Below are 24192 nucleotides of genomic sequence, written 5' to 3'. Positions count from 1 at the left end.
AGGCTAGTCGGTCCGGTCGAGCTGTCGGGCCTTGAACGATCGCTTGACGGCGGCTTGGCCCTCGAGCACCAGTCGGCGCAGCGCGGGCGGCACTTCGGACTCCGGGGCACTGAGGAACCGATCTGCGGCGGCGATGGCCTCCTCGCTGATGTCCCAGTGCGGGTATAGGCCGATCACCACGGTCTGCGCGACCTCACTGGACCGCCGCGCCCACACTCCCGGAATGGCTTCGAAGTAGCGCGCGGTGAACGGCTTGAGCAGCTCGCCCTGACCGGGCGCGGCGATGCCCGCGATCATCGCCCGGCTCAGCGCATTGGCCAACGTGTCGTCCTCGACCACAGTGGTGAACGTCTGGTCCTTGACGGCGAATTGCGGCCGCGCCGCGGCCGCCTGCGCGCTGTGCCGCTTGCCGGCAGCCGTGCGGTCGCGTTGGGCTTCGGCGTCGATGCGCGGTGTCTCGGGACCGTCGGCGTCGATGGCCCCCGCGCCGGCCAGCGCGGTGACGACGCGCCACCGCAGGTCGGTGTCGACGTCCAGGCCGTCCAACCCCACGTCGGCCGGATCGCCGTCGAGCAGCGCCGTGAGCGTCTGGACATGCTGCGACGACAACACCGACGAGCACAACGAGTTGACGAACGCCAATTGGTGATCCGAACCGGGTTCGGCGGCACGCGCCAGCTCCAGCACCCGCTCGGCGAACGCCGGCCAACCCTGCTCGCGCGCCCACACCGGGTCGGCATAGGACCCCAACGCGGTCTGAGCCTGCAACAGTAAGCGCTGCAGCACCGCGATCTCGCTTTCTGCGTGCACCCCTCGGGACACCAGCGCCACGAAGTCGCGGGCGCGCAACTCGGCCTCGCGGGTCATCTCCCAGGCCGCCGACCACACCAACGTGCGCGGCAAAGCCTCGGTGATGTCGGCGATCCGGTCGAACGCGGTCTGCAGCGACTCGGCGTCCAGCCGCAGCGAGCAGTACGTCAGGTCGTCATCGTTGACCAGAATCAGCTTCCCGCGCGAAAGACCAACCAGCCCAGGGGCTTCCGTCGTCTCGCCTTCGACGTCGAGCTCCTCCCGGTGCACGCGCGCCAATTTGCCCGATCCGTCGTCGTCGTAGATGCCCACCGCCAGCCGGTGCACCCGGGTCTCACCGGCGCCGGGGGCGGCGCCGCTCTGGGTGATCGCGAACCTGGTGAACCTCCCGTCGCTGTCGACGTCGAAGTCCGGCCGCAAGGTGTTGAGCCCGGTGGTCTTCAGCCATTGCTGCCCCCAGTCCGACAGGTCACGCCCGGACGCCTTCTCCAGCGCGGTGACCAGATCACTGAAGGTGGCGTTGGCAAACGCGTGCGCCTGGAAGTAGTCGCGCAGTCCGGCTAGGAAGTGGTCCAGTCCCACGTAGGCAACCAGTTGCTTGAGCACCGATGCGCCTTTGGCATAGGTGATTCCGTCGAAGTTGACCTCGACGGCGGCTAAATCCGGAATGTCAGCGGCGATTGGGTGCGTCGAGGGCAACTGGTCCTGGCGGTACGCCCACGACTTCTCCACCGTCGCGAACGTCGTCCACGCCTCGGTGAATTCGGTGGCCTCGGCCTGGCACAACACCGATGCGAAGGTGGCGAACGATTCGTTGAGCCACAGGTCGTCCCACCACGTCATGGTGACCAAGTCACCGAACCACATGTGCGCCATCTCGTGCAGCACGGTCTCGGCCCGTCGTTCGTAGGACGCCCGGGTGACCTTGCTGCGGAACACGTAGTCCTCGAGGAACGTCACCGCACCGGCGTTTTCCATTGCGCCCGCGTTGAATTCGGGAACGAACAACTGGTCGTACTTGCCGAACGCGTACGGCATGCCGAAGTTGCTGTGGTAGAAGCCGAAACCCTGCTTGGTCTGGGTGAACAGCCGCTCGGCGTCCATGTGGTCGGCCAGCGAGGCCCGGCAGTAGATGCCCAGCGGTATCTCGCCGTGTTCGTCGCGGTAGACGTCCTCCCACACCTCGTACGGACCGGCGATCAACGCCACCAGGTAGGTGCTCATGCGCGGGGTGGTGGCGAAGGTGTGCACGCCGTCGACGACCGACGTGGCGGCGGCGTTGGACACCACCTTCCAGTGCGCGGGCGCCGTCACTTGCACGTCGAAGGTGGCCTTGAGGTCGGGCTGGTCGAAGCAGGCGAACATCCGCTTGGCGTCGGCCGTTTCGAACTGCGAGTACAGGTAGGTCTCGTCGTCGACCGGGTCGACGAAGCGGTGCAGGCCCTCGCCGGTGTTGGAGTAGCGGCAGTCGGCGTCGACGACGACGGTGTTGTGCTCGGCCAGTCCGCGCAGCGCAATCCCGACGGACTCGTCGTAGCCGGACACGTCGAGTTCGTGGCCGTTCAGGGTGGCGCTGTGGATCCGGTCCGCGGCGATGTCGATGACGGTGTCCGCACCCGGCAGTGCGTCGAACACCACCGTGGTGGTGGACCGGAAGGTCCGTTCGCCCGGGGACCCGTTGCCGTCGGTCACGTCGAGGTTGATCTGGTAGTTGTCCACGGTGATCAGTCCGGCGCGTTCGATCGCCTGATCCCGGGTGAGGTTGGGAAGAGCCACGGGCTCCAACATAGGCGTACTGACGGCGCCGGGCAGGACGGCGTCGACACGGGAACAGGTGCCGCGCGGCTACGGTTGTGTTTGAGCGGCTATCCCTGACTCGCTAGAGAGGACCGCACTATGCCCGAGAAAGCTGTCGCCGGTTTCTGGTTCGACCCCCTGTGCCCCTGGTGTTGGATCACCTCGCGCTGGATTCTCGAGGTCGAGAAGGTCCGCGACATCGACGTGCAGTTCCATGTGATGAGCCTTGCGGTGCTCAACGAAAACCGCGACGACTTGCCCGAGAAGTACCGCGAGAACATGGCCAAGGCCTGGGGTCCGGTGCGGGTGGCGATCGCCGCCGAGCAGCAGCACGGCGCCAAGGTGCTCGAGCCCCTCTACACCGCGATGGGCACCCGAATCCACAACGAGGGCAACAAAGACCTCGAAGAGGTCATCAAGCTTTCCCTGGCCGACGCCGGGCTGCCGGCCGAGTTGGCCGACGCCGCGACCAGCGACGCTTACGACGAAGCGTTACGCAAGAGCCACCACGCCGGCATGGACGCGGTCGGTGACGACGTCGGTACCCCGACCATTCACGTCAACGGTGTGGCGTTCTTCGGGCCGGTGCTCTCCCGCATCCCACGCGGTGAAGAGGCGGGCAAGCTGTGGGACGCGTCGGTGACGTTCGCGTCTTACCCGCACTTCTTCGAACTCAAGCGGACTCGCACCGAGGGCCCGCAGTTCGACTAGCCGCACCGACGCTCGCCGGTGTCGCGCACGGCATCGTGCAGAATGTCGGGCATGCGCGTCTACCTGGGATCTGACCATGCCGGATTCGAACTCAAGCAGCAGATCATCGCGCACCTAGAGCAAGGCGGCCACGAACCGATCGACTGCGGCGCGTTCAGCTACGACGCGGAGGACGATTACCCGGCGTTTTGCATCGCCACGGCGACGCGCACGGTGGCCGACCCGGGCAGTCTGGGAATCGTGCTCGGCGGCTCGGGCAACGGTGAGCAGATCGCCGCCAACAAGGTGCCCGGTGCGCGGTGCGCGCTGGCCTGGAGCGTGGAAACCGCCTCGCTGGCACGCCAGCACAACAATGCGCAGTTGATCGGCATCGGCGGACGCATGCACACCGTGGCAGAGGCGCTGGCCATCGTCGACGCCTTCCTCACCACGCCATGGTCGGGAGTCGAACGCCACCAGCGGCGTATCGACATCCTCGCCGAATACGAGCGCACGCACGAGGCGCCGCCGGTACCCGGCGCGCAGGGCTAAGCCAGCTCGTGCCCGAAGGGCATACGCTGCACCGGCTGGCCCGGCTGCATCAGCGCCGGTATGCCGGCAAACCGGTGGCGGTGTCGAGTCCGCAAGGCAGATTCGACGCCGACGTCGTCGATGGCCGGGTGTTGAATCGCACCAGCGCCTGGGGCAAGCACCTGTTCCATCACTACGCCGGCGGTCCGATCGTGCATGTGCACCTCGGGCTCTACGGCGCCTTCACCGAATGGGAACGCGTTGTCGGACAACCCCTTCCGGAGCCGGTCGGGCAGGTGCGGATGCGCATGGTCGGCGCCGACTACGGCACCGACCTTCGCGGCCCGACGGTGTGCGAGTTGCTCGACGAGGGCCAAGTCGATACCGTGCTGGCCCGGCTGGGGCCTGACCCGTTGCGTTCGGATGCCGACCCGTCCTGGCCCTGGGCGCGAATCAAGAAGTCGCGCAGGCCGATTGGGGCGCTTCTGATGGATCAGACCGTGATCGCGGGAGTCGGCAACGTCTACCGCAGCGAACTGTTGTATCGCCACCGCATCCACCCGTATCGGACCGGTCAACAGATCTCCGAAGCGGAGTTCGACTCGGCATGGACCGATCTGGTGGCGCTGATGAAAGTCGGCCTGCGTCGCGGCAAGATCATCGTCGTCCGTCCCGAACATGACCACGGCGCGCCGTCCTACGCGCCGGGGCGGCCCCGCACCTACGTCTACCGGCGCGCGGGGAAGCCCTGCCGGGTGTGCGGCGAAACGATCCACACCAACGTGCTGGAGGGCCGCAACGTTTTCTGGTGTCCGGTCTGTCAGCGCTGACCGCCAACCCCGCTGCCAGCGTTTTGACAGCAAACTAACAGGAACAAGTGCTCCTTCTTCAGTTTGAGCACAGGCTCTACAGGTACATCTATTACCTATGAAAATCTCTTCGCGTTTGGCTGCAACGACTTTCGCAATGATGGTCGGCCTGGGGCTGGCGGGACTCGGTGCCGCGGGCGAGGCTCAGGCCCAACCGGGACCGTTTCCGCAGTGGTGCCCCGGCGACTTCTGGGACCCGGGTTGGGGCGACAACTGGGATTGGCACGGGTGCCACGACAACTGGCGTGGACCGGGACCCAACCCGCATCCGGAATTCGGGCGTGGCCCCGGCGGTCCGGGATGGGGTCCAGGCGGACCGGGTGGCCCGGGCGGCCCCGGCTGGCGTGGCGACCACCACTAAGTCATCGAGTTCATCAGCGAAACGGACCCTGCCGCTTGCCGGCAGGGTCCGTCTGTCAGCTGTCGGCTTCGACGCCGAGAACCGCGTAGACCTCGTTGCTCAGCGCGACGCTGCGCGGATCAGCGTTGGCCTTGCTCGCGTCGAAGCGGTTCATCACATACCCGTAGCCGATCCGGTGCTCCAGGTCGACGAACCCGAACGAGCCGCCTAGCCCGCCGTGTCCGAAGATGCGCCGGTTGGGTCCGTTGGTGCCGCGTTGGTTGAGCATGTAGCCCAGCCCCCAGCCATGGTCGGCGACGCGGGGCCCCAGCACCAGATCGGTGTCGAATCCGCCTTGCGAGACGCGAACCAAGTCCATGTGCTCGCGGCTGAGCAGCTTCTCTTGCGCCAACGCGTTGTAGAAGGTCGCCAAGCCCAGCGCCGACACCTGTCCATTGGTGCCTGGGAACTCCAATTCGCGCCACAACTGCAAGTCGTGCGAACCGAGCTCGTCGTCGGGGGCGAATCCCATTGAGATGGACAGCGCCGCCTTGGGATGTTCGTCGAGGCTGGTCGGATAACCGGGAGCCTGCACCTCGGCCAGCAGATCGCGCGCGTGTGGCTTGTTCACCCGCTCGGCGCAGCGCCGCTGGTCGCGTCGGGACAGGCCGATATGGACGTCGGCGCCGATCGGCTCGGCGATCTCGGTGCGCAGATACTGCCCAACGGTCCGGCCGGTGACGCGGCGGAACACCTCGCCGAGGATGAAGCCGAACGTCGTCATGTGATAGCCCTGCGCGGTACCCGGCTCCCACCACGGTTCGGCGATGGCGAGCTGCTCGCAGACGTAGTCCCAGTCGGCGACCTGCTGCCACGTCATCCGCTTGTTCGGCCCGATGACTCCCGAGCGGTGGCTCATCACCATGCCGACGGTGATGTCTTGCTTGCCGGCCTGGGCGAACTCGGGCCAATAGCGGCATACCGGCGCATTCAGATCGATCTCACCGCGGTCGGCCAGTTGATGCACGCAGGTGGCGGTGAGGCCCTTGGTGCCCGACAGCACGGTGGTCAGGGTGTCTTCTCGCCACGGCCGGGTACCGGCCGCGTCAGCGGAGCCGCCCCACAGATTGACCACGAGATCGCCGTCCACCCAGACCGCAACGGCTGCGCCAATCTCGTTGCGCAGCTCGAAATTGCGCTCGAACGCGTCGCGCACTCTCGCGAAGCTCGAAGCGCATGAGCCATGAATTACGACGTCGCTCATGGCGCCTTTCCTGTTGAGCAATCGTGAGCTCGAGCGGGCGACGGGAATCGAACCCGCGTAGCTAGTTTGGAAGACTAGGGCTCTACCATTGAGCTACGCCCGCGTGTATTCGTCGAGCGAGACGATACGTGGTGGCGTAGATCAAATCTAATCGACGCAACGCCGTGACCGCTCCGTAAGGATCGAGGTCGCTGCGGAGCGGGCGTCACCGGGCCGTAGGATCGCGAGGTCAGCGCGGGGTGTAGCGCAGCTTGGTAGCGCATCCGCTTTGGGAGCGGAAGGCCGCAGGTTCAAATCCTGTCACCCCGACCAGCCCGACCCACTCAGCGCCGGACACCGCAACGAACACATCGAGGAGCACACCCGTGAAGAGCACCGTCAAACAGTTGAGCCCGACGCGGGTGCGAATCAACGTGGAGGTGCCCTTCACCGAGCTGGAACCCGACTTCCAGCGCGCGTACAAAGAACTCGCCAAGCAGGTCCGGCTGCCCGGCTTCCGGCCCGGCAAGGCGCCGGCCAAGCTGCTCGAGGCACGATTCGGCCGCGAAGCGCTGCTGGACCAGGTCATCGAAGAAGCCTTGCCCAGCCGGTACGGGCAAGCGGTGACGGAGTCCGACGTGCAGCCGATCGGCCGGCCGAACATTCAGGTCACCAAGAAGGAGCTGGGTCAGGACCTGGAATTCTTCGCCGAGGTCGACGTGCGGCCGAAGCTGACGCTTCCCGACCTGACCGGGCTCGCCGTCACCGTCGACCCGATCGAGGTCACCGACGAGGACGTCGACGCCGAGTTGCAGTCCCTGCGCGCCCGCTTCGGCACCCTCACCGGAGTGGACCGGCCCGTGCAGACGGGTGACTTCGTCTCCATCGACCTGTCGGCGACGGTCGACGGTGAGGACGTGCCGGCCGCTTCGGCCGAGGGCCTCTCGCACGAGGTCGGCTCCGGCCGGCTCATCGCGGGCCTGGACGACGCGCTGGTGGGCTTGTCGGTCGACGAGTCCAAGGTGTTCACCGCGAAGCTGGCAACCGGTGAACACGCCGGGCGCGAGGCGGAGGTCACCGTCACCGTCCGATCGGTCAAAGAACGGGAGCTGCCCGAGCCCGACGACGAATTCGCGCAACTGGCCAGTGAATTCGACACCATCGACGAGCTGCGGGAGAACCTGCGCGACCAAGTGCGTGCCACCAAGCGCACCCAGCAGGCCGAGCAGATCCGCAACGCCACCCTCGATGCCCTCGTCGAGCAGGTCGAGGTGCCGTTGCCCGAAGCCGTCGTCCGGTCCCAGATCGACGAGACGCTGCACGCCGCGCTGCGCGGCCTCGACCACGACGAGACCAAGTTCGCTGAGGTGCTCGCCCAGCAGGGCTCGTCTCGCCAAGAGTTCGACGCCGAAGCGCGGAGCGCCGCGGAGAACAACGTCAGACGTCAGCTGCTGCTCGACGCCATCGCCGACGAGCTCGACCTCGAGGTCAGTCAGGAAGACCTGACCGAGCGGCTGGTGCTGACCTCCCGGCAGTACGGCATCGAGCCGCAGCAGCTGTTCGCTTATCTGCAGGAAAACAACCAGCTCGCCGCGATGTTCGCCGACGTGCGCCGAGGACTGGCCGTCGCAGCCGTGGTGCAGAAGGCCACCGTCACCGACACCGACGGCAATCCGATCGACGTCAGTGAGTTCTTCGGCAACCGCGCGGCGGAGACCGACGAACTCGACGACGAGACCGGGCTCGACGCTGCGGACCAAGACGACGAGGTGACCGACGAAGAGGCCGACGACCTCGACCAGGTGACCGACGGAGTGACCGACGAAGAGGCCGACAAAGAGGCCGACGAAGCCAAGTCGTGACGCTGTGAGCGAACGCGCCCGTTTCAGGGGTGCGTGAGCGGGAAACGGCGGGCCCGGTTGGTTAGGGTCGGTGCAAGAAGAACTCGAGAAAGCAGGTAATCCGGTCGTGACTGACATGCGTTCGAACTCGTTGGGTCTCAACCTCACGGACTCGGTCTATGAGCGCTTGCTGGCCGAGCGCATCATCTTCCTGGGCTCCGAGGTCAACGACGAGGTCGCCAATCGGCTGTGCGCACAGATCCTGCTGCTCGCCGCCGAGGACTCGGACAAGGACATTTCGCTTTACATCAACTCGCCCGGCGGCTCGATCAGCGCCGGAATGGCCATCTACGACACCATGGTTCTCGCGCCGTGCGACGTCGCCACCTATGCGATGGGCATGGCCGCATCGATGGGTGAGTTCTTGTTGGCCGCCGGCACCAAGGGCAAGCGCTACGCGTTGCCGCACGCCCGGATCCTGATGCACCAGCCGCTGGGCGGCGTGACCGGCAGCGCGGCCGACATCGCCATCCAGGCCGAACAGTTCTCCGTGATCAAGAAGGAGATGTTCCGGCTCAACGCCGAGTTCACCGGCCAGCCGATCGAACGCATCGAGGCGGATTCCGACCGCGACCGGTGGTTCACCGCCCAGGAAGCCCTGGACTACGGCTTCGTCGACCACATCATCACCCGCGCCGCTCACATCAGCAACGGAGAAGCCCAGTGAATCATTCTCAAATCCAGCCCCAGGCGCGCTACATCCTGCCGTCGTTCATCGAGCACTCCAGCTTCGGCGTCAAAGAGTCCAACCCGTACAACAAGCTGTTCGAGGAACGCATCATCTTCCTCGGTGTTCAGGTCGACGACGCGTCGGCAAACGACATCATGGCTCAGCTGTTGGTGCTCGAGTCGCTGGACCCCGACCGCGACATCACCATGTACATCAACTCACCGGGTGGCGGCTTCACTTCGTTGATGGCCATCTACGACACCATGCAGTACGTGCGGGCCGACATCCAGACGGTGTGCCTGGGTCAGGCCGCCTCGGCAGCCGCGGTGCTGCTGGCCGCCGGCACGCCGGGTAAGCGCATGGCCCTGCCCAACGCCCGAGTGCTGATCCACCAGCCTTCGTTATCCGGTGTCATCCAAGGACAGTTCTCCGATCTGGAGATCCAGGCCGCCGAGATCGAGCGGATGCGAACGCTGATGGAGACCACCCTGGCGCGGCACACCAACAAGGACCCGTCGGTCATCCGCAAGGACACCGACCGGGACAAGATCCTGACCGCCGAAGAGGCCAAGGACTACGGGATCATCGACACCGTCCTGGAATACCGGAAGCTGTCGGCGCAAACCGTCTAGTCGCGGGATCGACGGGGTGCCAGCTTCGCGCGGATCTCGGCGATGTCGGTCGGCCCGACCCGGCAGCACCCGCCGACGATCTGCGCTCCGGCCGCGACCCAGTGCTGCGCGAGTTCGCCGGTAAATCGCGACGAACCGGTCCAGGCCCGCCCGTCCCAGCGCTCACCGCTGTTGGGATAGACGACGACCGGCTTGCCCGCCGCGCGCGCCAGGTCGATCGCCGGCAGCACGTCGTCGGGGGCACAGCAGTTGACCCCTACCGCGACGATCTCGGGCACCCCCGCGGCCACCGCGAACGCCTCGGCCAACGGTTGGCCGGCGCGGGTCCGGGTGCCGCTGATGGTGTAGCTCAGCCACGCCGGCACGCCAAGGTCATGCACGACGCCGACCAGCGCTTCGGCCTCGTCGACGTCCGGAATGGTCTCCAACGCCAGCACATCGGCGCCCGCGTCGGCCAGGATCTCCAGGCGCGGCCGGTGCCACTCGGCCAAAGCCTGGACCGAAAGTCCATACCCGCCGCGGTATTCGGACCCGTCGGCGAGCGCGGCACCAAAGGGCCCCACCGACGCCGCGACCCACCGCCCGTCCGGGCCGGCCGCGTCCCGCGCGTCGACCGCCAACCGCACGCTGCGTCGCAGCAGCGCCTGCGCCGCGCCACGATCCAGACCGCGCGCGGCGAAGCCGTCGAACGAGGCTTGGTAGCTGGCGGTCGTCGCGAGGCGTGCTCCGGCGCGAAAGTAGGTTGCATGCACGGCAATGATTTCCTCCGGGGCGTCGAGCAGTAACCGCGCCGACCACAACGGGTCGGACAGGTCGTTACCGCGCGCCTCCAATTCGGTCGCCAGGCCACCGTCGCTGATCAGCAACGAATCCAGCGGCAGCCCCATGCGGTCACTGTAGGGTGATTAGCTGGGGGACAGACGAGCGTCAGTGACGTAACGACCGCGACACGCCAGAGACACGGATTGCGCGTCTCGACGGGTCACGGGCGCCGTCGGGATATGTTCATGAGCACGAGAGGCATGAATACCAAGCACGCTATTCCGCGCTAACGGTCGCGGTGGGCCAGAGCAAGCGGGTAGCGTCGGGGATTACACGCGGCAGACCATACGAACGGCGAAAACAGGAAGTAGGCCCTGAAGCATCATGGCGCGCATCGGAGACGGCGGTGACCTGCTGAAGTGCTCGTTTTGTGGCAAGAGCCAAAAGCAAGTCAAGAAGCTCATCGCGGGCCCCGGTGTCTACATCTGTGACGAGTGCATCGACCTCTGCAACGAGATCATCGAAGAGGAACTGGCCGACGCCGACGACGTAAAACTCGACGAGCTACCCAAACCGGTCGAGATCCGCGAGTTTCTCGAGGGTTACGTCATCGGGCAAGACACCGCCAAGCGCACGCTGGCCGTGGCGGTCTACAACCACTACAAGCGAATCCAGGCCGGCGAGAAGGGCCGCGACTCGCGCTCGGAGCCGGTCGAGCTGACCAAGTCCAACATCTTGATGCTCGGACCGACCGGTTGCGGCAAGACCTACCTGGCCCAGACGCTGGCCAAGATGCTCAACGTGCCGTTCGCCATCGCCGACGCCACCGCGCTGACCGAGGCCGGCTACGTCGGCGAGGACGTCGAGAACATTCTGCTCAAGCTGATCCAGGCCGCCGATTACGACGTCAAGCGGGCCGAAACCGGCATCATCTACATCGACGAGGTCGACAAGATCGCCCGTAAGAGCGAGAACCCGTCGATCACCCGCGACGTTTCCGGCGAAGGTGTGCAGCAAGCTTTGCTGAAAATCCTGGAAGGCACCCAAGCGTCGGTTCCCCCGCAGGGTGGCCGCAAGCACCCCCACCAGGAATTCATCCAGATCGACACCACCAACGTGCTGTTCATCGTCGCCGGTGCGTTCGCTGGACTGGAAAAGATCATCTACGAGCGAGTCGGCAAGCGCGGCTTGGGTTTCGGCGCCGAGGTTCGCTCGAAGGCCGAGATCGACACCACCGACCACTTTGCCGAAGTGATGCCCGAGGACCTGATCAAGTTCGGCTTGATCCCGGAGTTCATCGGCCGCCTGCCGGTGGTCGCCTCGGTCACCAACTTGGACAAGGAATCCTTGGTCAAGATCCTGTCCGAGCCGAAGAACGCTCTGGTGAAGCAGTACGTTCGCCTGTTCGAGATGGACGGCGTCGAACTGGAATTCACCGACGACGCGCTGGAGGCCATCGCCGATCAGGCGATTCACCGGGGCACCGGCGCCCGGGGCTTGCGCGCGATCATGGAAGAGGTGCTGCTGCCGGTGATGTACGACATCCCCAGCCGCGACGACGTCGCCAAGGTCGTGGTCACCAAGGAGACCGTCGAAGACAACGTGCTGCCCACGATCGTCCCGCGCAAGCCGTCGCGTTCCGAGCGCCGCGACAAGACCGCCTGACCAACGTCACAGCGTCGATCTCGGCCCCGTCGGGGGGCCGAATTAGAACGTGTTCTAGCTGAAGGCGCGCAACCATCGGTGTGTCGAACCACTCTCTGGGCCGACCGCGTGACCAAGAACACAGTTTGTCGCTGTTCTCGCCCCTGGCACCTCGCTGACATGGCCTTTCTCCTACGACCTGCGGGAGCGTTCCGGCCCGGACGCGACGATCTCTTCCTTAAAGTAATGCCATAATTGATACCGGCAGTGACACACATCGTGAGCGTTTGGGGAAGTCACTCCGACGGCGCGTAACCTGAAGTCGCACGGAGTGCCTGTCCGGTTATCAGTGGAGGGCGGAGACGTGGATCCGAACGGCAACGGGGCCGGGGCAGAGTCTCACAATGGAGCTGCCGGGTCCCCTCGTCAGCGTCTGGAAAATGTGGTCATCCGTTTCGCGGGGGACTCCGGCGACGGCATGCAGCTGACCGGTGACCGGTTCACCTCCGAGGCCGCGTTATTCGGAAACGACCTGGCCACCCAGCCGAATTATCCGGCCGAAATCCGCGCTCCCGCAGGCACCTTGCCCGGCGTCTCGTCTTTTCAGATTCAAATCGCGGATTACGACATCCTGACCGCTGGTGACCGACCGGACGTCTTGGTCGCCATGAACCCCGCGGCGTTGAAAGCCAACGTCGGAGACCTGCCGCGCGGCGGAATGGTCATCGCGAACTCCGACGAATTCACCAAACGGAACCTGACCAAAGTCGGTTACATCACCAACCCGCTCGAATCCGACGAGTTGGAGGAGTACGTCGTCCACGCCGTGCCGATGACCGCCCTGACCCTGGGCGCGGTGGAATCGATCGGTGCGACGAAAAAGGACGGCCAGCGGGCCAAGAACATGTTCGCCTTGGGCCTGCTGTCCTGGATGTACGGCCGACCGATCGAGGCCAGCGAGAAATTCATCCGCGAGAAGTTCGCCCGCAAGCCCGACGTGGCCGAAGCCAACGTGCTGGCGCTCAAGGCGGGATGGAACTACGGCGAGACCACCGAAGCTTTCGGCACCACCTACGAGGTGTCCAAGGCCTCGCTGCCGGCCGGCGAATATCGGCAGATCTCGGGCAACACCGCCCTGGCCTACGGCATCGTCGCGGCCGGTCAAGTGGCCGACAAGCAAGTCGTGCTCGGCAGCTACCCGATCACTCCCGCGTCGGACATCCTGCACGAACTGTCCAAGCACAAGAACTTCAACGTCATCACCTTCCAAGCCGAAGACGAGATCGGCGGCATCTGCGCGGCCATCGGCGCCTCCTACGGCGGTGCGCTCGGCATCACCAGCACCTCGGGTCCGGGCATCTCGCTCAAGTCCGAGGCGCTGGGCTTGGCGGTGATGACGGAGCTGCCCCTGATCGTCATCGACGTGCAGCGAGGTGGACCATCAACCGGCCTGCCCACCAAGACCGAGCAGGCCGATCTGCTGCAAGCCCTCTACGGTCGCAACGGTGAGTCCCCGGTGGCGGTGCTGGCGCCGCGTTCTCCCTCCGACTGCTTCCAGACGGCACTGGAGGCGGTGCGCATCGCGGTGTCGTATCACACACCGGTGATCATCCTGTCCGACGGCGCCATCGCCAACGGCTCCGAGCCGTGGCAGATTCCCGACGTCAGCGAGCTCAGCCCGATCAAGCACGTCTTCGCCAAGCCCGACGAGCCGTTCCAGCCTTACGCGCGTGACCCCGCGACATTGGCGCGCCAGTTCGCCGTTCCGGGCACGCCCGGCCTGGAACACCGCATCGGTGGATTGGAAGCGGCCAACGGATCCGGCGCCATCTCCTACGAGCCGGTCAACCACGACCTCATGGTTCGGTTGCGCCAGGCCAAGATCGACGGCATCAAAGTTCCCGACCTAGAGGTGGACGACCCCACCCGAGACGCGGAACTGCTGATCATCGGTTGGGGCAGTTCCTACGGCCCGATCGGCGAAGCCTGCCGGCGCGCCCGGCGCAAGGGCATCAAGGTCGCGCACGCGCACTTGCGCTACTTGAGCCCCTTCCCGGCCAATCTTGGTGACGTGCTGCGGCGCTACCCGCAGGTGGTGGCGCCGGAGATGAACCTGGGCCAGCTGGCGTTGCTGCTGCGCGGGAAGTACTTGGTCGACGTCCAGTCGGTCACCAAGGTGCAGGGGTTGGCGTTTCTCGCCGACGAGATCGGCCGCGTGATTCGCGCCGCACTCGGCGGGACGTTGGCCGAAGTCGAGCAAGACAAAACGATGGTCGCCCGCATGTCGGCGGCCACGGTGGGAGCGGGAGCTGACGCATGACCAGCGTTATCGGCAAGCTAGCGGGCACGGACCTCGGGGTGACACCCAAGCCGACCAAGCACGACGGAGTGCCCACGACGGACCAACCGCAGAAGGGCAAAGACTTCACCAGCGACCAAGAGGTGCGCTGGTGCCCGGGGTGCGGTGACTACGTCATTCTGAACACCATCCGGAATTTCTTGCCGGAGTTGGGGCTGCGCCGCGAGAACATCGTCTTCGTCAGCGGCATCGGTTGCTCCAGCCGGTTCCCCTACTACCTGGAAACCTATGGCTTCCACTCGATTCACGGCCGCGCCCCGGCGATTGCGACGGGGCTGGCGCTGGCCCGGGAGGACCTGTCGGTGTGGGTGGTCACCGGTGACGGCGACGCGTTGTCGATCGGCGGCAACCACCTGATCCACGCCATGCGCCGGAACGTCAACATCACCGTCCTGCTGTTCAACAACCGCATCTACGGTCTGACCAAGGGCCAGTACTCGCCGACGTCTGAGGTCGGCAAGGTGACCAAGTCGACCCCGATGGGGTCACTGGACCAGCCGTTCAATCCGGTCTCCCTGGCGTTGGGCGCCGAGGCGACCTTCATCGGGCGCGCGCTGGACTCCGACCGCGCCGGCTTGACCGAGGTGCTGCGCGCGGCCGCCGAACACCGCGGCGCGGCCTTGGTCGAAATCCTGCAGGACTGCCCGATCTTCAACGACGGCTCGTTCGATGCGCTGCGCAAGGAAGGCGCCGAGGAGCGAGTGATCAGGGTGCGCCACGGCGAACCAATAGTCTTCGGCGCCAACGACGAATACTGCGTGGTGAAGTCCGGCTTCGGTCTGGACGTCGCCAAGACCGCCGACGTGGCGGCCGAAGAGATCGTCGTGCACGACGCGCACGCCGACGACACCGCCTATGCCTTTGCGCTATCGCGGCTTTCGGATCAGAACTTGGAGCACACCGTGCTGGGCATCTTCCGGCACGTCAACCGGCCGACATACGACGACGCGGCCCGGTCTCAGGTCGCCGCGGCGCAGGAGGCCAAGCCGTCCGATGCCGGCGCGCTGCAGGCCCTGCTGCGCGGTCGCGACACCTGGACCGTCGAGTAAAGGTGGCTGAATCCGTGCCCGACGCAGTATCACTCGCCGGGGTCGTCCTGGCTGGCGGAGAATCGCGGCGCATGCGACGCGACAAGGCGACCCTGCCCGTGCCTGGAGGCACCACCACGCTGGTCGAGCATGTGGTCGGTGTGGTCGGCCAGCGCTGTGAGCCGGTCTTCGTGGTCGCCGCCCCCGGTCAAGCCCTGCCGAAATTGCAGGTGTCGGTATTGCGCGACGAATTGCGCGGTCTGGGGCCGTTGCCCGCGACGGGCCGCGGCCTGCGCGCGGCCGCAGCGGCAGGCGCCCGCTACGCCTTCGTCTGCGCCGTCGACATGCCTTATCTGACAAGCGATTTGATCGATGAGCTGGCTGCGCTGGCGGATCGGACCAACGCAGAAGTGGTGTTGCCCTGGGACGGCCGCAGTCACTATCTGGCCGGGGTGTACCGGGTCGACCTCGCCGAGCGAGTGGCCGCACTGGTCAACGGGGGAGAGCGCTCAATGCGCGCGCTGATCGAAGCCTCGGACGTGCAGCAGATCGTGGTGTCCGACTCCGGCCCGCTGGCCAACATCAACTCGCCGGACGATTTCCGTACGGCGGCGCCGCCGCGACGCTAGGCCAACCGGGTCAGTCGCATTGCCTTGCTATTGAACGTTCGTCAATTGGCGTATGCGAAGTATTCGGAATTGTTAATTGAACACGTTATTGCCCAGCGGATTTCGTTTCGCTCGGTTCCTATTGCTACAGCAAGGACCAGACGGCGCAGCATGAATTGCCGCATCGACATGCGATGCAGCGCAGCGAGTTTGCGGCCAGCGAACCGCCGTGTCAGGAGAGCGGTACGTCTCAGCCGCACCAGTCGGCCGATCTGACGCCATCAGTAACCATCGAGCAGCACCGTCGGCTTATCGCCCGAAATTCGTGTGGCAGTTGAAATCTCGGCTTGCACCGGTGTGACGCTCATCGCTCGGGTATGCGCCTATGACGTGCATCACCGCTCGCCGTTGCGTCAGCTTCCCCGCTTAATCTGTGTTCACACGGGGAAATCTCGTGTGCCAGCTCACAAAATGGCCGTGATTCGGCTCACGATTAGACCGTAAAGTACTTCTTGAGTCGCCCTCCGCAAACTCACAGCTGACCTGCAGCGACCATTGCAAACCCGGGTTGTGATGCGCGCGTTACCGATCCGATATCGGCGCTCGGCGAAGATGACGGATCCAAATCGTTATCGTACGGTCCTTTTTGAGCCCGCAGGGGCTAGCAAGAAATAACCGAAAAAGTGAATCCACGGACCCGCGTGCGAGCGGAGTGGGACGGCACGCTCGATTAGCCGCCCCGCAGGCGGTGGCCCTGAGCCGCGCCAGGCAGTTGTAGCCCTCCGCTGTCGTGCCGAACCGAGACGGCACGTCCTGAAGCAGCACCTCTTCAAAAGCAGATGCATTCCTACCCACATGCGTGGGTGGCTTCGGCGCGCGCGCACCGCGAAAGGAACAAAGGTTGAAGAACGTCCGTAAGACGCTTGTTGTCGCCGCGATCACAGGGACGCTCGTGACTCTGCCGTCCGGTATCGCCAGCGCGGATCCAGCGGATCCGAACGCTGCGCCCGGCCCGGACCCAGTGGGATTTGACCCGAACATGGTGCCGGCACCCGACGCGCCGCCCGCCGACGCGCCGCCCGCCGACGCGCCGGAACTGGTCGGATTCGACCCGAACGTGCCGCCGCCTCCGGCAGCGGATGCGCCCGAGGACGTGCCACCGGCTCCCGCGCCGGAACCGGCCGCCTTCGACCCCAACCAGCCGCCACCGCCCGAGGCGCCCCCGGCGCCGAAGCCGGTCAAGGCCTACAGCGTCAACTGGGACGCCATCGCTCAGTGCGAGTCTGGTGGCAACTGGGGCATCAGCACCGGTAACGGCTTCTCCGGTGGCTTGCAGTTCACCTCGAGCACCTGGCATGCCAACGGCGGCTCCGGCTCGGCGGCTGGCGCTAGCCGGGAGGAGCAGATCCGGGTGGCCGAGAACGTGTTGCACTCGCAAGGCATTGGCGCCTGGCCGGTGTGCGGCCGACGCGGCTGACAAGCAGCCACTTACGACAAGTGCCGGGCCTTCGGGCCCGGCACTTGGTCATTCGCAGGTCATTCAACGCATTTAAGGTCATTTCAAGCCCGCTGTCCGGCTCGGGCGGCGCGTCAGCTCGGTGGGGTAGCGTCGGGCGCGTGACCGCAACGCCGCGTGAATCCGACCGGGAATTCGATGTCGTCCTCTACGGCGCCACCGGCTTCGTCGGCAAACTCACCGCCGAATACTTGGCGAGGGCGGCCGCAGACGCCCGGGTCGCACTTGCCGGCAGGTCGAGCGAGCGCCTGCTCGCCGTGCGCAAGACCCTGCCAGAATCCGCGCAGTCCTGGTCGGTGGTGGAAGCCGACGCGGAATCACCATCCACGCTGCACGCGATGGCCGCCCGCGCCCACGTCGTCGTCACGACGGTCGGTCCCTACACCCGCTACGGGCTGCCCCTGGTCGAGGCGTGCGCCGCCGCCGGGACCGACTACGCCGACCTCACCGGTGAGCCCCTGTTCGTGCGCGACAGCATCGACCAATTCCACAAGCAGGCCGCTGACATCGGCGCGCGCATCGTGCACAGCTGCGGGTTCGACTCCGTCCCGTCGGACCTGAGCGTGTACGCGCTGTACCGCGCGGCACGAGATGATGACGCCGGCCAACTCAAAGACACGAACTTCGTCGTGCGTTCCCTGGCCGGCGGGATTTCCGGCGGAACGCTGTCGTCCTTACTGGAAGTCCTCGACACCGCCTCCCGTGACTCCGAGGCGCGTCGCCAACTCCTCGACCCCTACACCTTGAGCACCGACCGCGCTGCCGAACCTGACCTCGGCCCCCAGCGGGACCTGCAGTGGCGTCGCGGCGGTCAACTCGCGCCCGAACTCGCGGGCGTGTGGACGGCCGGCTTCGGCATGGCCCCGGCGAATACCCGCATCGTGCGGCGCAGCAACGCACTGATGGACTGGGCCTACGGCCGGCAATTCCGCTACAGCGAGTACCTGAGCCTGGGCTCCTCGCCGGTGCTGGCGCCCGTCGCGTCGGCCGTCTTCAACGGGGTGAGCAACGCCATGGTGGCGCTGGGCAGCCGCTACTTCCGGTTGTTGCCGCGGCGGCTGGTCGATCGCGTCGTGCCCAAGCCCGGCAGTGGGCCGAGCGAGGCGACCCGAGAGCGCGGCCACTACCGCATCGAGACCTACACCATCACCACGACGGGTGCCCGGTATGTGACGCGCATGTCCCAACGCGGTGACCCGGGCTACAAGGCGACGGCTTTGCTGCTGGGGGAATGCGCGCTGGCGCTGGCTTTCGACGGTGACAAGCTGTCCGAGTTGCGCGGTGTCCTGACGCCCGCCGCGGCGATGGGTGACGCACTGCTGGAGCGGTTACCCGCTGCGGGGGTATCCCTGCAGACCGAGCGGCTCAACTGAGCCGACGCCGCACCCATCATCGAGAGGACAGCGCATGGCAGACACGCTCACCGAAGGACAGCAGCTCTCGCGGGGGGAATCGCTGGTCTCCAACAACGGAGCCTTTTCGCTGACCCTTCAGGACGACGGCAATCTCGTCTTGGCCGCCCGGGGCGAACCGCGCTGGGCTACGGCCACCAACGGTCAGGATGTGGTCCGCGCCGAAGTGCAGCGAGACGGCAACTTCGTCCTCTACACGCCCGACAAGCCGGTCTGGCACAGCGACACCAAAGGCAAGAAGAACGTCCGACTGGTCCTGCAAGACGACGGCAACCTGGTGCTGTACGCCGCGGACGGCACCGCGGCATGGGCATCACATACCGAGGGTGAGGTACCACCGCCACCCGCCGCTCCCGAATCGTCGGCGGCCGAGCCGCCGGCACCCGAGGTGGCGACCGCCACCGACGAGCCCGTGGCTGAAGCTGCGCCGGCGCCGGCGTCCGGGCCGGTCGGTGGCGCCGATGAGCAGATGCCCCCGGCGCCCGAGCCGGCTCCCGACGCCGCGCCCGCGCAGACCTACACCGTCGAATCCGGCGACACCCTGTGGGCCATCGCGGAACGCTTCTACGGCGACGGGAGCAAATACCAGGTGATCGCCGACGCCAGCGGCATCCCCAATCCCGACCTGATCTACCCCGGTCAAGTCCTCACCATTCCCTGACCACCCCGCAGGTGCCGGCTTCACCTGCGGGTTTAGGCGATGTCACGCGGTCACCGGTCAATTCTAGGAATTGACCGGTGACCGCAACCCCCCACCCCGCCGACGACCAGCTGCCCAAGTCATGGGATCCGGCTGCGATGGAGGACGCGATCTACCAGAAGTGGCTGGACGCCGGCTACTTCACCGCGGACCCGAACAGCGGCAAGCCGGCCTACTGCATCGTGCTGCCCCCACCCAACGTGACCGGAAGCCTTCATATGGGGCACGCGCTGGAGCACACGATGATGGACGCGTTGACCCGCCGCAAACGCATGCAGGGCTATGAGGTGCTGTGGCAACCCGGCATGGACCACGCCGGCATCGCCACCCAAAGTGTGGTGGAAAAACAGCTGGCGGTGGACGGCAAGACCAAAGAGGACTTCGGCCGCGAGCTGTTCGTCGACAAAGTCTGGGACTGGAAACGCGAGTCCGGCGGCGCCATCGGGGGCCAGATGCGCCGGCTCGGCGACGGCGTGGACTGGAGCCGCGACCGCTTCACCATGGACCAAGGCCTGTCGCGGGCGGTGCGAACCATCTTCAAAAGGCTCTACGACGCCGGACTGATCTACCGCGCCGAGCGGCTGGTCAACTGGTCACCGGTGCTGGAGACGGCGATCTCGGACCTCGAGGTCAACTATCTCGACGTCGAGGGCGAGCTGGTGTCGTTCCGGTACGGCTCGCTAGACGATTCCGAACCGCACATCGTGGTCGCCACGACGCGAGTCGAGACGATGCTGGGTGACACCGCAATCGCCGTGCATCCCGACGACGAGCGCTACCGCCATCTGGTGGGCACCACCTTGCCGCACCCGTTCGTGGACCGGCAATTGATCATCGTGGCCGACGAACACGTCGATCCCGAATTCGGTACCGGCGCAGTCAAAGTCACTCCCGCTCACGACCCCAACGACTTCGAGATCGGCATGCGCCACCAGCTGTCGATGCCGTCGATTTTGGATACCAAGGGCCGGATCGTGGACACCGGAACCCAATTCGACGGCATGGATCGATTCGAGGCCCGGGTCGCGGTGCGGGAGGCGTTGGCGGCGCAAGGCCGCGTCGTGGAGGAGAAGCGTCCCTACCTGCACAGTGTCGGACACTCCGAACGCAGCGGCGAGCCGATCGAGCCGCGTCTGTCGCTGCAGTGGTGGGTGCGGGTGGAGTCGCTGGCCAAGGCTGCCGGTGACGCGGTCCGCAACGGCGACACCGTCATTCACCCAGCCAGCCTGGAGCCGCGCTGGTTCGGCTGGGTCGACGACATGCACGACTGGTGTATCTCTCGTCAACTGTGGTGGGGGCACCGCATCCCGATCTGGTACGGCCCGAACGGGGAACAGGTCTGTGTGGGTCCGGACGAGACACCGCCGCCCGGGTGGGAACAGGACCCCGATGTACTGGACACCTGGTTTTCCTCTGCGCTGTGGCCGTTTTCGACGTTGGGCTGGCCGGAGCAGACGGTCGAGCTGGAGAAGTTCTATCCGACAAGTGTTTTGGTGACCGGCTACGACATCCTGTTTTTCTGGGTGGCGCGGATGATGATGTTCGGCACCTTCGTCGGCGGCGACGATGCCATCACCCTCGGCGGGCGCCGCGGTCCGCAGGTGCCGTTCACCGACGTGTTCCTGCACGGCCTCATCCGCGACGAGTCCGGCCGGAAGATGAGTAAGTCCAAGGGCAACGTCGTCGACCCCTTGGACTGGATGGACAAGTTCGGCGCCGACGCGCTGCGGTTCACCTTGGCCCGCGGCGCCAGCCCCGGCAGTGACCTCGCCGTCGGTGAGGATCATGTCCGGGCGTCGCGCAACTTCGGCACCAAGCTGTTCAACGCCACGCGATACGCGCTGATGAACGGCGCGCGCCCGGCGCCGCTGCCGCCGTTGGCGGAGTTGACCGACGCCGACCGCTGGATCCTGGGCCGGCTGGAAGAGGTTCGCGCGGAAGTGGATTCGGCTTTCGACGGATACGAATTTAGCCGGGCCTGTGAAGCGCTCTACCACTTTGCGTGGGACGAATTCTGCGACTGGTATGTCGAACTGGCCAAAACTCAACTGGCCAACGGAGTAGCCCACACCACCGCCGTGCTCGCCGCGGGTCTGGACACGCTGTTGCGGCTGCTGCATCCGGTGATCCCGTTCCTGACCGAGGCACTGTGGCAAGCGCTGACCGGGCACGAGTCCGTCGTCATTGCCGACTGGCCGCAGCCATCCGGCATCGAGCTGGATAAAACTGCCGCGCAACGGGTCAGCGACATGCAGAAACTGGTCACCGAGGTGCGTCGCTTCCGCAGCGACCAGGGCCTGGCCGACCGGCAGAAGGTGCCGGCGCGGCTGGCCGGCATCGACGACGCGGACCTGCACACCCAGGTGCCCGCGGTGACCTCGCTGGCCTGGCTGACCGCCGCCGGTGCGGACTTCCAGCCCTCGGCGTCCATCGAAGTCCGGCTCAGCCGCGCGACGGTCGTCGTGGAACTCGACACCTCAGGCACCATCGACGTGGCCGCCGAACGGCGCCGGCTGGAGAAAGATCTGGCCACCGCCCAAAAAGAACTCGCGTCGACGGCCGCCAAATTGGCCAACGCCGACTTCCTGGCCAAAGCCCCCGAGGCCGTGGTCGGCAAGATCCGCGACCGGCAGCGACTCGCCCAGGAGGAAAACGAGCGAATCACCGCCAGACTGGCCGCGCTGCAATGACATTCGAGCCGTCGGACTGGGCCGATGAGCAACCGGCGATCGAGGTGGCCCCGACACCCGACGAGATCGCCGCGCTGCTACAAGTGGAGCACTTGCTGGATCAGCGCTGGCCGGAGACCAAGATCGAGCCGAGCCTGACGCGGATCAGCGCGCTGCTGGACCTACTTGGATCTCCGCAACTGAACTACCCATCGATTCACATCGCCGGAACCAACGGCAAGACCTCCGTCGCGCGGATGGTCGACGCGTTGATCACGACGATTCACCAACGCACCGGGCGCACCACCAGCCCGCACCTGCAGTCGGCGGTGGAGCGCATCTCGATCGACGGAAAGCCGATCAGCCCAGGGCAATACGTCGCGACCTACCGCGAGATCGAACCCTTCGTGCAGATGGTCGACGAACAGTCGCAGGCCGCCGGTGGGCCGGCGATGAGCAAGTTCGAGGTGTTGACCGCGATGGCGTTCGCCGCCTTCGCCGACGCCCCCGTCGACGTCGCCATTGTGGAGGTCGGCATGGGCGGGCGCTGGGACGCCACCAACGTGGTCAACGCGCCGGTCGCGGTCATCACACCGGTCAGCGTCGACCATGTCGAATACCTCGGCGCTGACATCGCCGGAATCGCCGGCGAGAAAGCGGGCATCATCCACCGGGCCACCGAAGGCGCCCCGGACACCGTCGCGGTCATCGCCCGGCAGGTGCCGGAGGCCATGGAGGTTCTGCTGGCCCAATCGGTACGCGCGGATGCCGCGGTCGCCCGGGAAGATTCCGAATTCGCCGTGCTCGGACGTCAAGTCGCCATCGGCGGCCAGGTGTTGCAGCTTCAGGGTCTGGGCGGGGTGTACTCCGACATCTACCTGCCCCTGCATGGAGAACACCAGGCGCACAACGCGGTTGTGGCGCTCGCGGCCGTCGAAGCATTCTTCGGCGCCGGCGCTCATCGGCAACTCGACGTTGATGCGGTGCGCGCCGGATTCGCCGCCGTGGCCAGCCCAGGGCGATTGGAACGAATGCGCAGCGCGCCGACGGTCTTCATCGACGCCGCGCACAACCCGGCCGGTGCGGCCGCGCTGGCGCAGTCGCTGACCGACGAATTCGACTTCCGGTACTTGGTGGGGATCCTCAGCGTGCTGGCCGACAAGGACGTAGACGGCATCCTCGCTGCGCTCGAGCCGGTTTTCGACTCGATCGTCGTGACCAACAACGGGTCACCGCGGGCGCTGGACGTCGAGTCGCTGGCGCTGGTCGCGCAACAACGGTTCGGGCCGGACCGAGTGGTCACCGCCGAGAATTTGCGGGATGCGATCGACGTTGCGACCGCGCTGGTCGACGACGCCACGGCCGCCGAAGGGGAGGCGATGTCGGGTACCGGGATAGTCATCACCGGCTCGGTTGTCACCGCCGGTGCCGCCCGCAGCCTGTTCGGTCGGGACCCGCAATGACCGACGACTCTCAGCCCGGCCTCGCCGACCACGGGCCGCCCGACCCGTGGAGAAGCTTCGGTGCGGTGATGGCCGCCACGCTGATCCTGGAAGCGATCGTGGTGCTGCTGGCCATACCTGTGGTCGGCGCGGTGGGCGGCGGACTGAGCGGGCCGTCGCTGGGTTACCTGATCGGCCTGGCCGTCGTGCTGGTGCTGCTGGCCGGTGTCCAGCGCAAGCCGTGGGCGATTTGGCTCAACCTGGGGGCGCAGCTGTTGGTGCTGGCGGGCTTGATCAATACGAGAGTCCGCTCGGTCACGCTGCCCAACATAGAGTGCCGACCGGTCGATGCCCAAAACGCGGTTTTGCCGTCAGCCCCCGGGCGGCAGGCCGCGGTCCTGCCGGCGCCGAACCTCGGCGCGGAAATAGGCGATGAGGCCCCACAACGCGGTGAACAGGATGCCGATGAATCCGACGCCGGGGTAGACCGCGAAGCCCGCCAGCACCAACAGCTGCGCCCCCAGGTTGAGCCAAATCGCCCACGGCTTGCGCTGGACACCGGCCAGCAG

General features: G+C 66.1%; 20 protein-coding genes, 2 tRNA genes and 1 pseudogene. 18 read left to right on the top strand and 5 right to left on the bottom strand.

The window, feature by feature from the left end:
• Positions 1 to 3: 3 nt before the first annotated feature.
• Positions 4 to 2586, bottom strand: coding sequence for an aminopeptidase N (gene pepN, locus A9W95_RS21090; protein ID WP_067417334.1), 2583 nt, complete (start codon positions 2584 to 2586; stop codon positions 4 to 6).
• Between the two features lie 120 nt (positions 2587 to 2706).
• Between pepN and A9W95_RS21085 the strand changes: the two genes are divergently transcribed.
• From A9W95_RS21085 to A9W95_RS21070, 4 genes are all read left to right on the top strand, one after another.
• Complete coding sequence (locus A9W95_RS21085; RefSeq protein ID WP_067417283.1) at positions 2707 to 3318, top strand: Rv2466c family mycothiol-dependent reductase; 612 nt, start codon at positions 2707 to 2709, stop codon at positions 3316 to 3318.
• Positions 3319 to 3369: 51 nt separating this feature from the next.
• Entirely contained in the window at positions 3370 to 3849 is a 480-nt protein-coding gene (locus A9W95_RS21080) for a ribose-5-phosphate isomerase (RefSeq protein ID WP_067417332.1), read from the top strand.
• A gap of 8 nt (positions 3850 to 3857) precedes the next feature.
• On the top strand, positions 3858 to 4658 hold the full coding sequence (locus tag A9W95_RS21075) for an Fpg/Nei family DNA glycosylase (protein WP_067417280.1): 801 nt from the start codon (positions 3858 to 3860) through the stop codon (positions 4656 to 4658).
• Positions 4659 to 4773: 115 nt separating this feature from the next.
• A complete protein-coding gene (locus A9W95_RS21070) occupies positions 4774 to 5058 on the top strand; it encodes a hypothetical protein (RefSeq protein ID WP_253851722.1) in 285 nt (94 codons plus the stop codon).
• Between the two features lie 55 nt (positions 5059 to 5113).
• Here A9W95_RS21070 and A9W95_RS21065 read toward each other — a convergent pair whose 3' ends face one another.
• Positions 5114 to 6301 carry a serine hydrolase domain-containing protein gene (locus A9W95_RS21065; protein ID WP_067417275.1) on the bottom strand — a complete coding sequence of 396 codons (1188 nt, stop codon included), beginning with the start codon at positions 6299 to 6301 and terminating at the stop codon, positions 5114 to 5116.
• Positions 6302 to 6333: 32 nt separating this feature from the next.
• Positions 6334 to 6404 (bottom strand) — tRNA-Gly (locus tag A9W95_RS21060).
• A 132-nt stretch (positions 6405 to 6536) separates the two neighbouring features.
• Here A9W95_RS21060 and A9W95_RS21055 point away from each other — a divergent pair.
• From A9W95_RS21055 to clpP2, 4 genes are all read left to right on the top strand, one after another.
• Positions 6537 to 6613: transfer RNA gene (locus A9W95_RS21055), tRNA-Pro, on the top strand.
• A gap of 53 nt (positions 6614 to 6666) precedes the next feature.
• Entirely contained in the window at positions 6667 to 8142 is a 1476-nt protein-coding gene (tig, locus tag A9W95_RS21050) for a trigger factor (RefSeq protein ID WP_067417272.1), read from the top strand.
• 115 nt (positions 8143 to 8257) lie between these two features.
• Positions 8258 to 8848, top strand: coding sequence for an ATP-dependent Clp protease proteolytic subunit (locus tag A9W95_RS21045; protein ID WP_067417329.1), 591 nt, complete (start codon positions 8258 to 8260; stop codon positions 8846 to 8848).
• The gene (clpP2, locus tag A9W95_RS21040) at positions 8845 to 9483 is read left to right on the top strand and encodes an ATP-dependent CLP protease proteolytic subunit ClpP2 (RefSeq protein WP_067417269.1); all 639 of its coding nucleotides are present in this window, start codon (positions 8845 to 8847) and stop codon (positions 9481 to 9483) included. Before A9W95_RS21045 ends, clpP2 begins: the two co-directional genes overlap by 4 nt.
• Here the strand turns inward: clpP2 and mmuM are convergent.
• Positions 9480 to 10370: a homocysteine S-methyltransferase gene (gene mmuM, locus A9W95_RS21035; protein ID WP_067417267.1), complete on the bottom strand. Its 891-nt coding sequence runs from the start codon at positions 10368 to 10370 to the stop codon at positions 9480 to 9482. The genes clpP2 and mmuM overlap by 4 nt on opposite strands.
• 259 nt (positions 10371 to 10629) lie before the next feature.
• Here mmuM and clpX point away from each other — a divergent pair, with 259 nt between their 5' ends.
• The 10 genes and pseudogenes from clpX to A9W95_RS20985 form a co-directional block, all read left to right on the top strand.
• A complete protein-coding gene (gene clpX, locus A9W95_RS21030; RefSeq protein WP_067417265.1) occupies positions 10630 to 11910 on the top strand; it encodes an ATP-dependent Clp protease ATP-binding subunit ClpX in 1281 nt (426 codons plus the stop codon).
• A 343-nt stretch (positions 11911 to 12253) separates the two neighbouring features.
• Entirely contained in the window at positions 12254 to 14209 is a 1956-nt protein-coding gene (locus tag A9W95_RS21025; protein ID WP_156746322.1) for a 2-oxoacid:acceptor oxidoreductase subunit alpha, read from the top strand.
• Complete coding sequence (locus A9W95_RS21020; protein ID WP_067417258.1) at positions 14206 to 15297, top strand: 2-oxoacid:ferredoxin oxidoreductase subunit beta; 1092 nt, start codon at positions 14206 to 14208, stop codon at positions 15295 to 15297. Before A9W95_RS21025 ends, A9W95_RS21020 begins: the two co-directional genes overlap by 4 nt.
• A gap of 2 nt (positions 15298 to 15299) precedes the next feature.
• Positions 15300 to 15905 (top strand): molybdenum cofactor guanylyltransferase, encoded by a 606-nt coding sequence (gene mobA / locus A9W95_RS21015; RefSeq protein WP_082983241.1) that lies wholly within the window; start codon positions 15300 to 15302, stop codon positions 15903 to 15905.
• Between the two features lie 880 nt (positions 15906 to 16785).
• The gene (locus A9W95_RS21010; RefSeq protein WP_067417324.1) at positions 16786 to 17361 is read left to right on the top strand and encodes a transglycosylase family protein; all 576 of its coding nucleotides are present in this window, start codon (positions 16786 to 16788) and stop codon (positions 17359 to 17361) included.
• Between the two features lie 140 nt (positions 17362 to 17501).
• Positions 17502 to 18773: a trans-acting enoyl reductase family protein gene (locus A9W95_RS21005; protein WP_067417255.1), complete on the top strand. Its 1272-nt coding sequence runs from the start codon at positions 17502 to 17504 to the stop codon at positions 18771 to 18773.
• Between the two features lie 34 nt (positions 18774 to 18807).
• A complete protein-coding gene (locus tag A9W95_RS21000; RefSeq protein WP_067417252.1) occupies positions 18808 to 19473 on the top strand; it encodes a LysM peptidoglycan-binding domain-containing protein in 666 nt (221 codons plus the stop codon).
• A gap of 77 nt (positions 19474 to 19550) precedes the next feature.
• Complete coding sequence (locus tag A9W95_RS20995; RefSeq protein WP_067417249.1) at positions 19551 to 22202, top strand: valine--tRNA ligase; 2652 nt, start codon at positions 19551 to 19553, stop codon at positions 22200 to 22202.
• Positions 22199 to 23644, top strand: a complete 1446-nt coding sequence (locus tag A9W95_RS20990; RefSeq protein ID WP_067417245.1) for a folylpolyglutamate synthase/dihydrofolate synthase family protein — start codon at positions 22199 to 22201, stop codon at positions 23642 to 23644. Before A9W95_RS20995 ends, A9W95_RS20990 begins: the two co-directional genes overlap by 4 nt.
• Positions 23641 to 23913 (top strand): annotated as a pseudogene (locus tag A9W95_RS20985) (DUF4233 domain-containing protein); the annotation flags it as partial. The gene A9W95_RS20990 and the pseudogene A9W95_RS20985, both read left to right, overlap by 4 nt.
• An 81-nt stretch (positions 23914 to 23994) precedes the next feature.
• On the opposite strand, the gene A9W95_RS26520 reads toward A9W95_RS20985, so the two are convergent.
• Positions 23995 to 24192: DUF4233 domain-containing protein (locus A9W95_RS26520; protein ID WP_156746321.1), on the bottom strand; the 198-nt coding region annotated here is incomplete at its 5' end.

The sequence above is a fragment of the Mycobacterium sp. 1423905.2 genome, from assembly GCF_001673155.1.
GTDB lineage: Bacteria > Actinomycetota > Actinomycetes > Mycobacteriales > Mycobacteriaceae > Mycobacterium.
The sequence above is the reverse complement of the archived record's forward strand: the minus strand, read 5'-3'. Positions and strand labels throughout refer to the sequence as shown.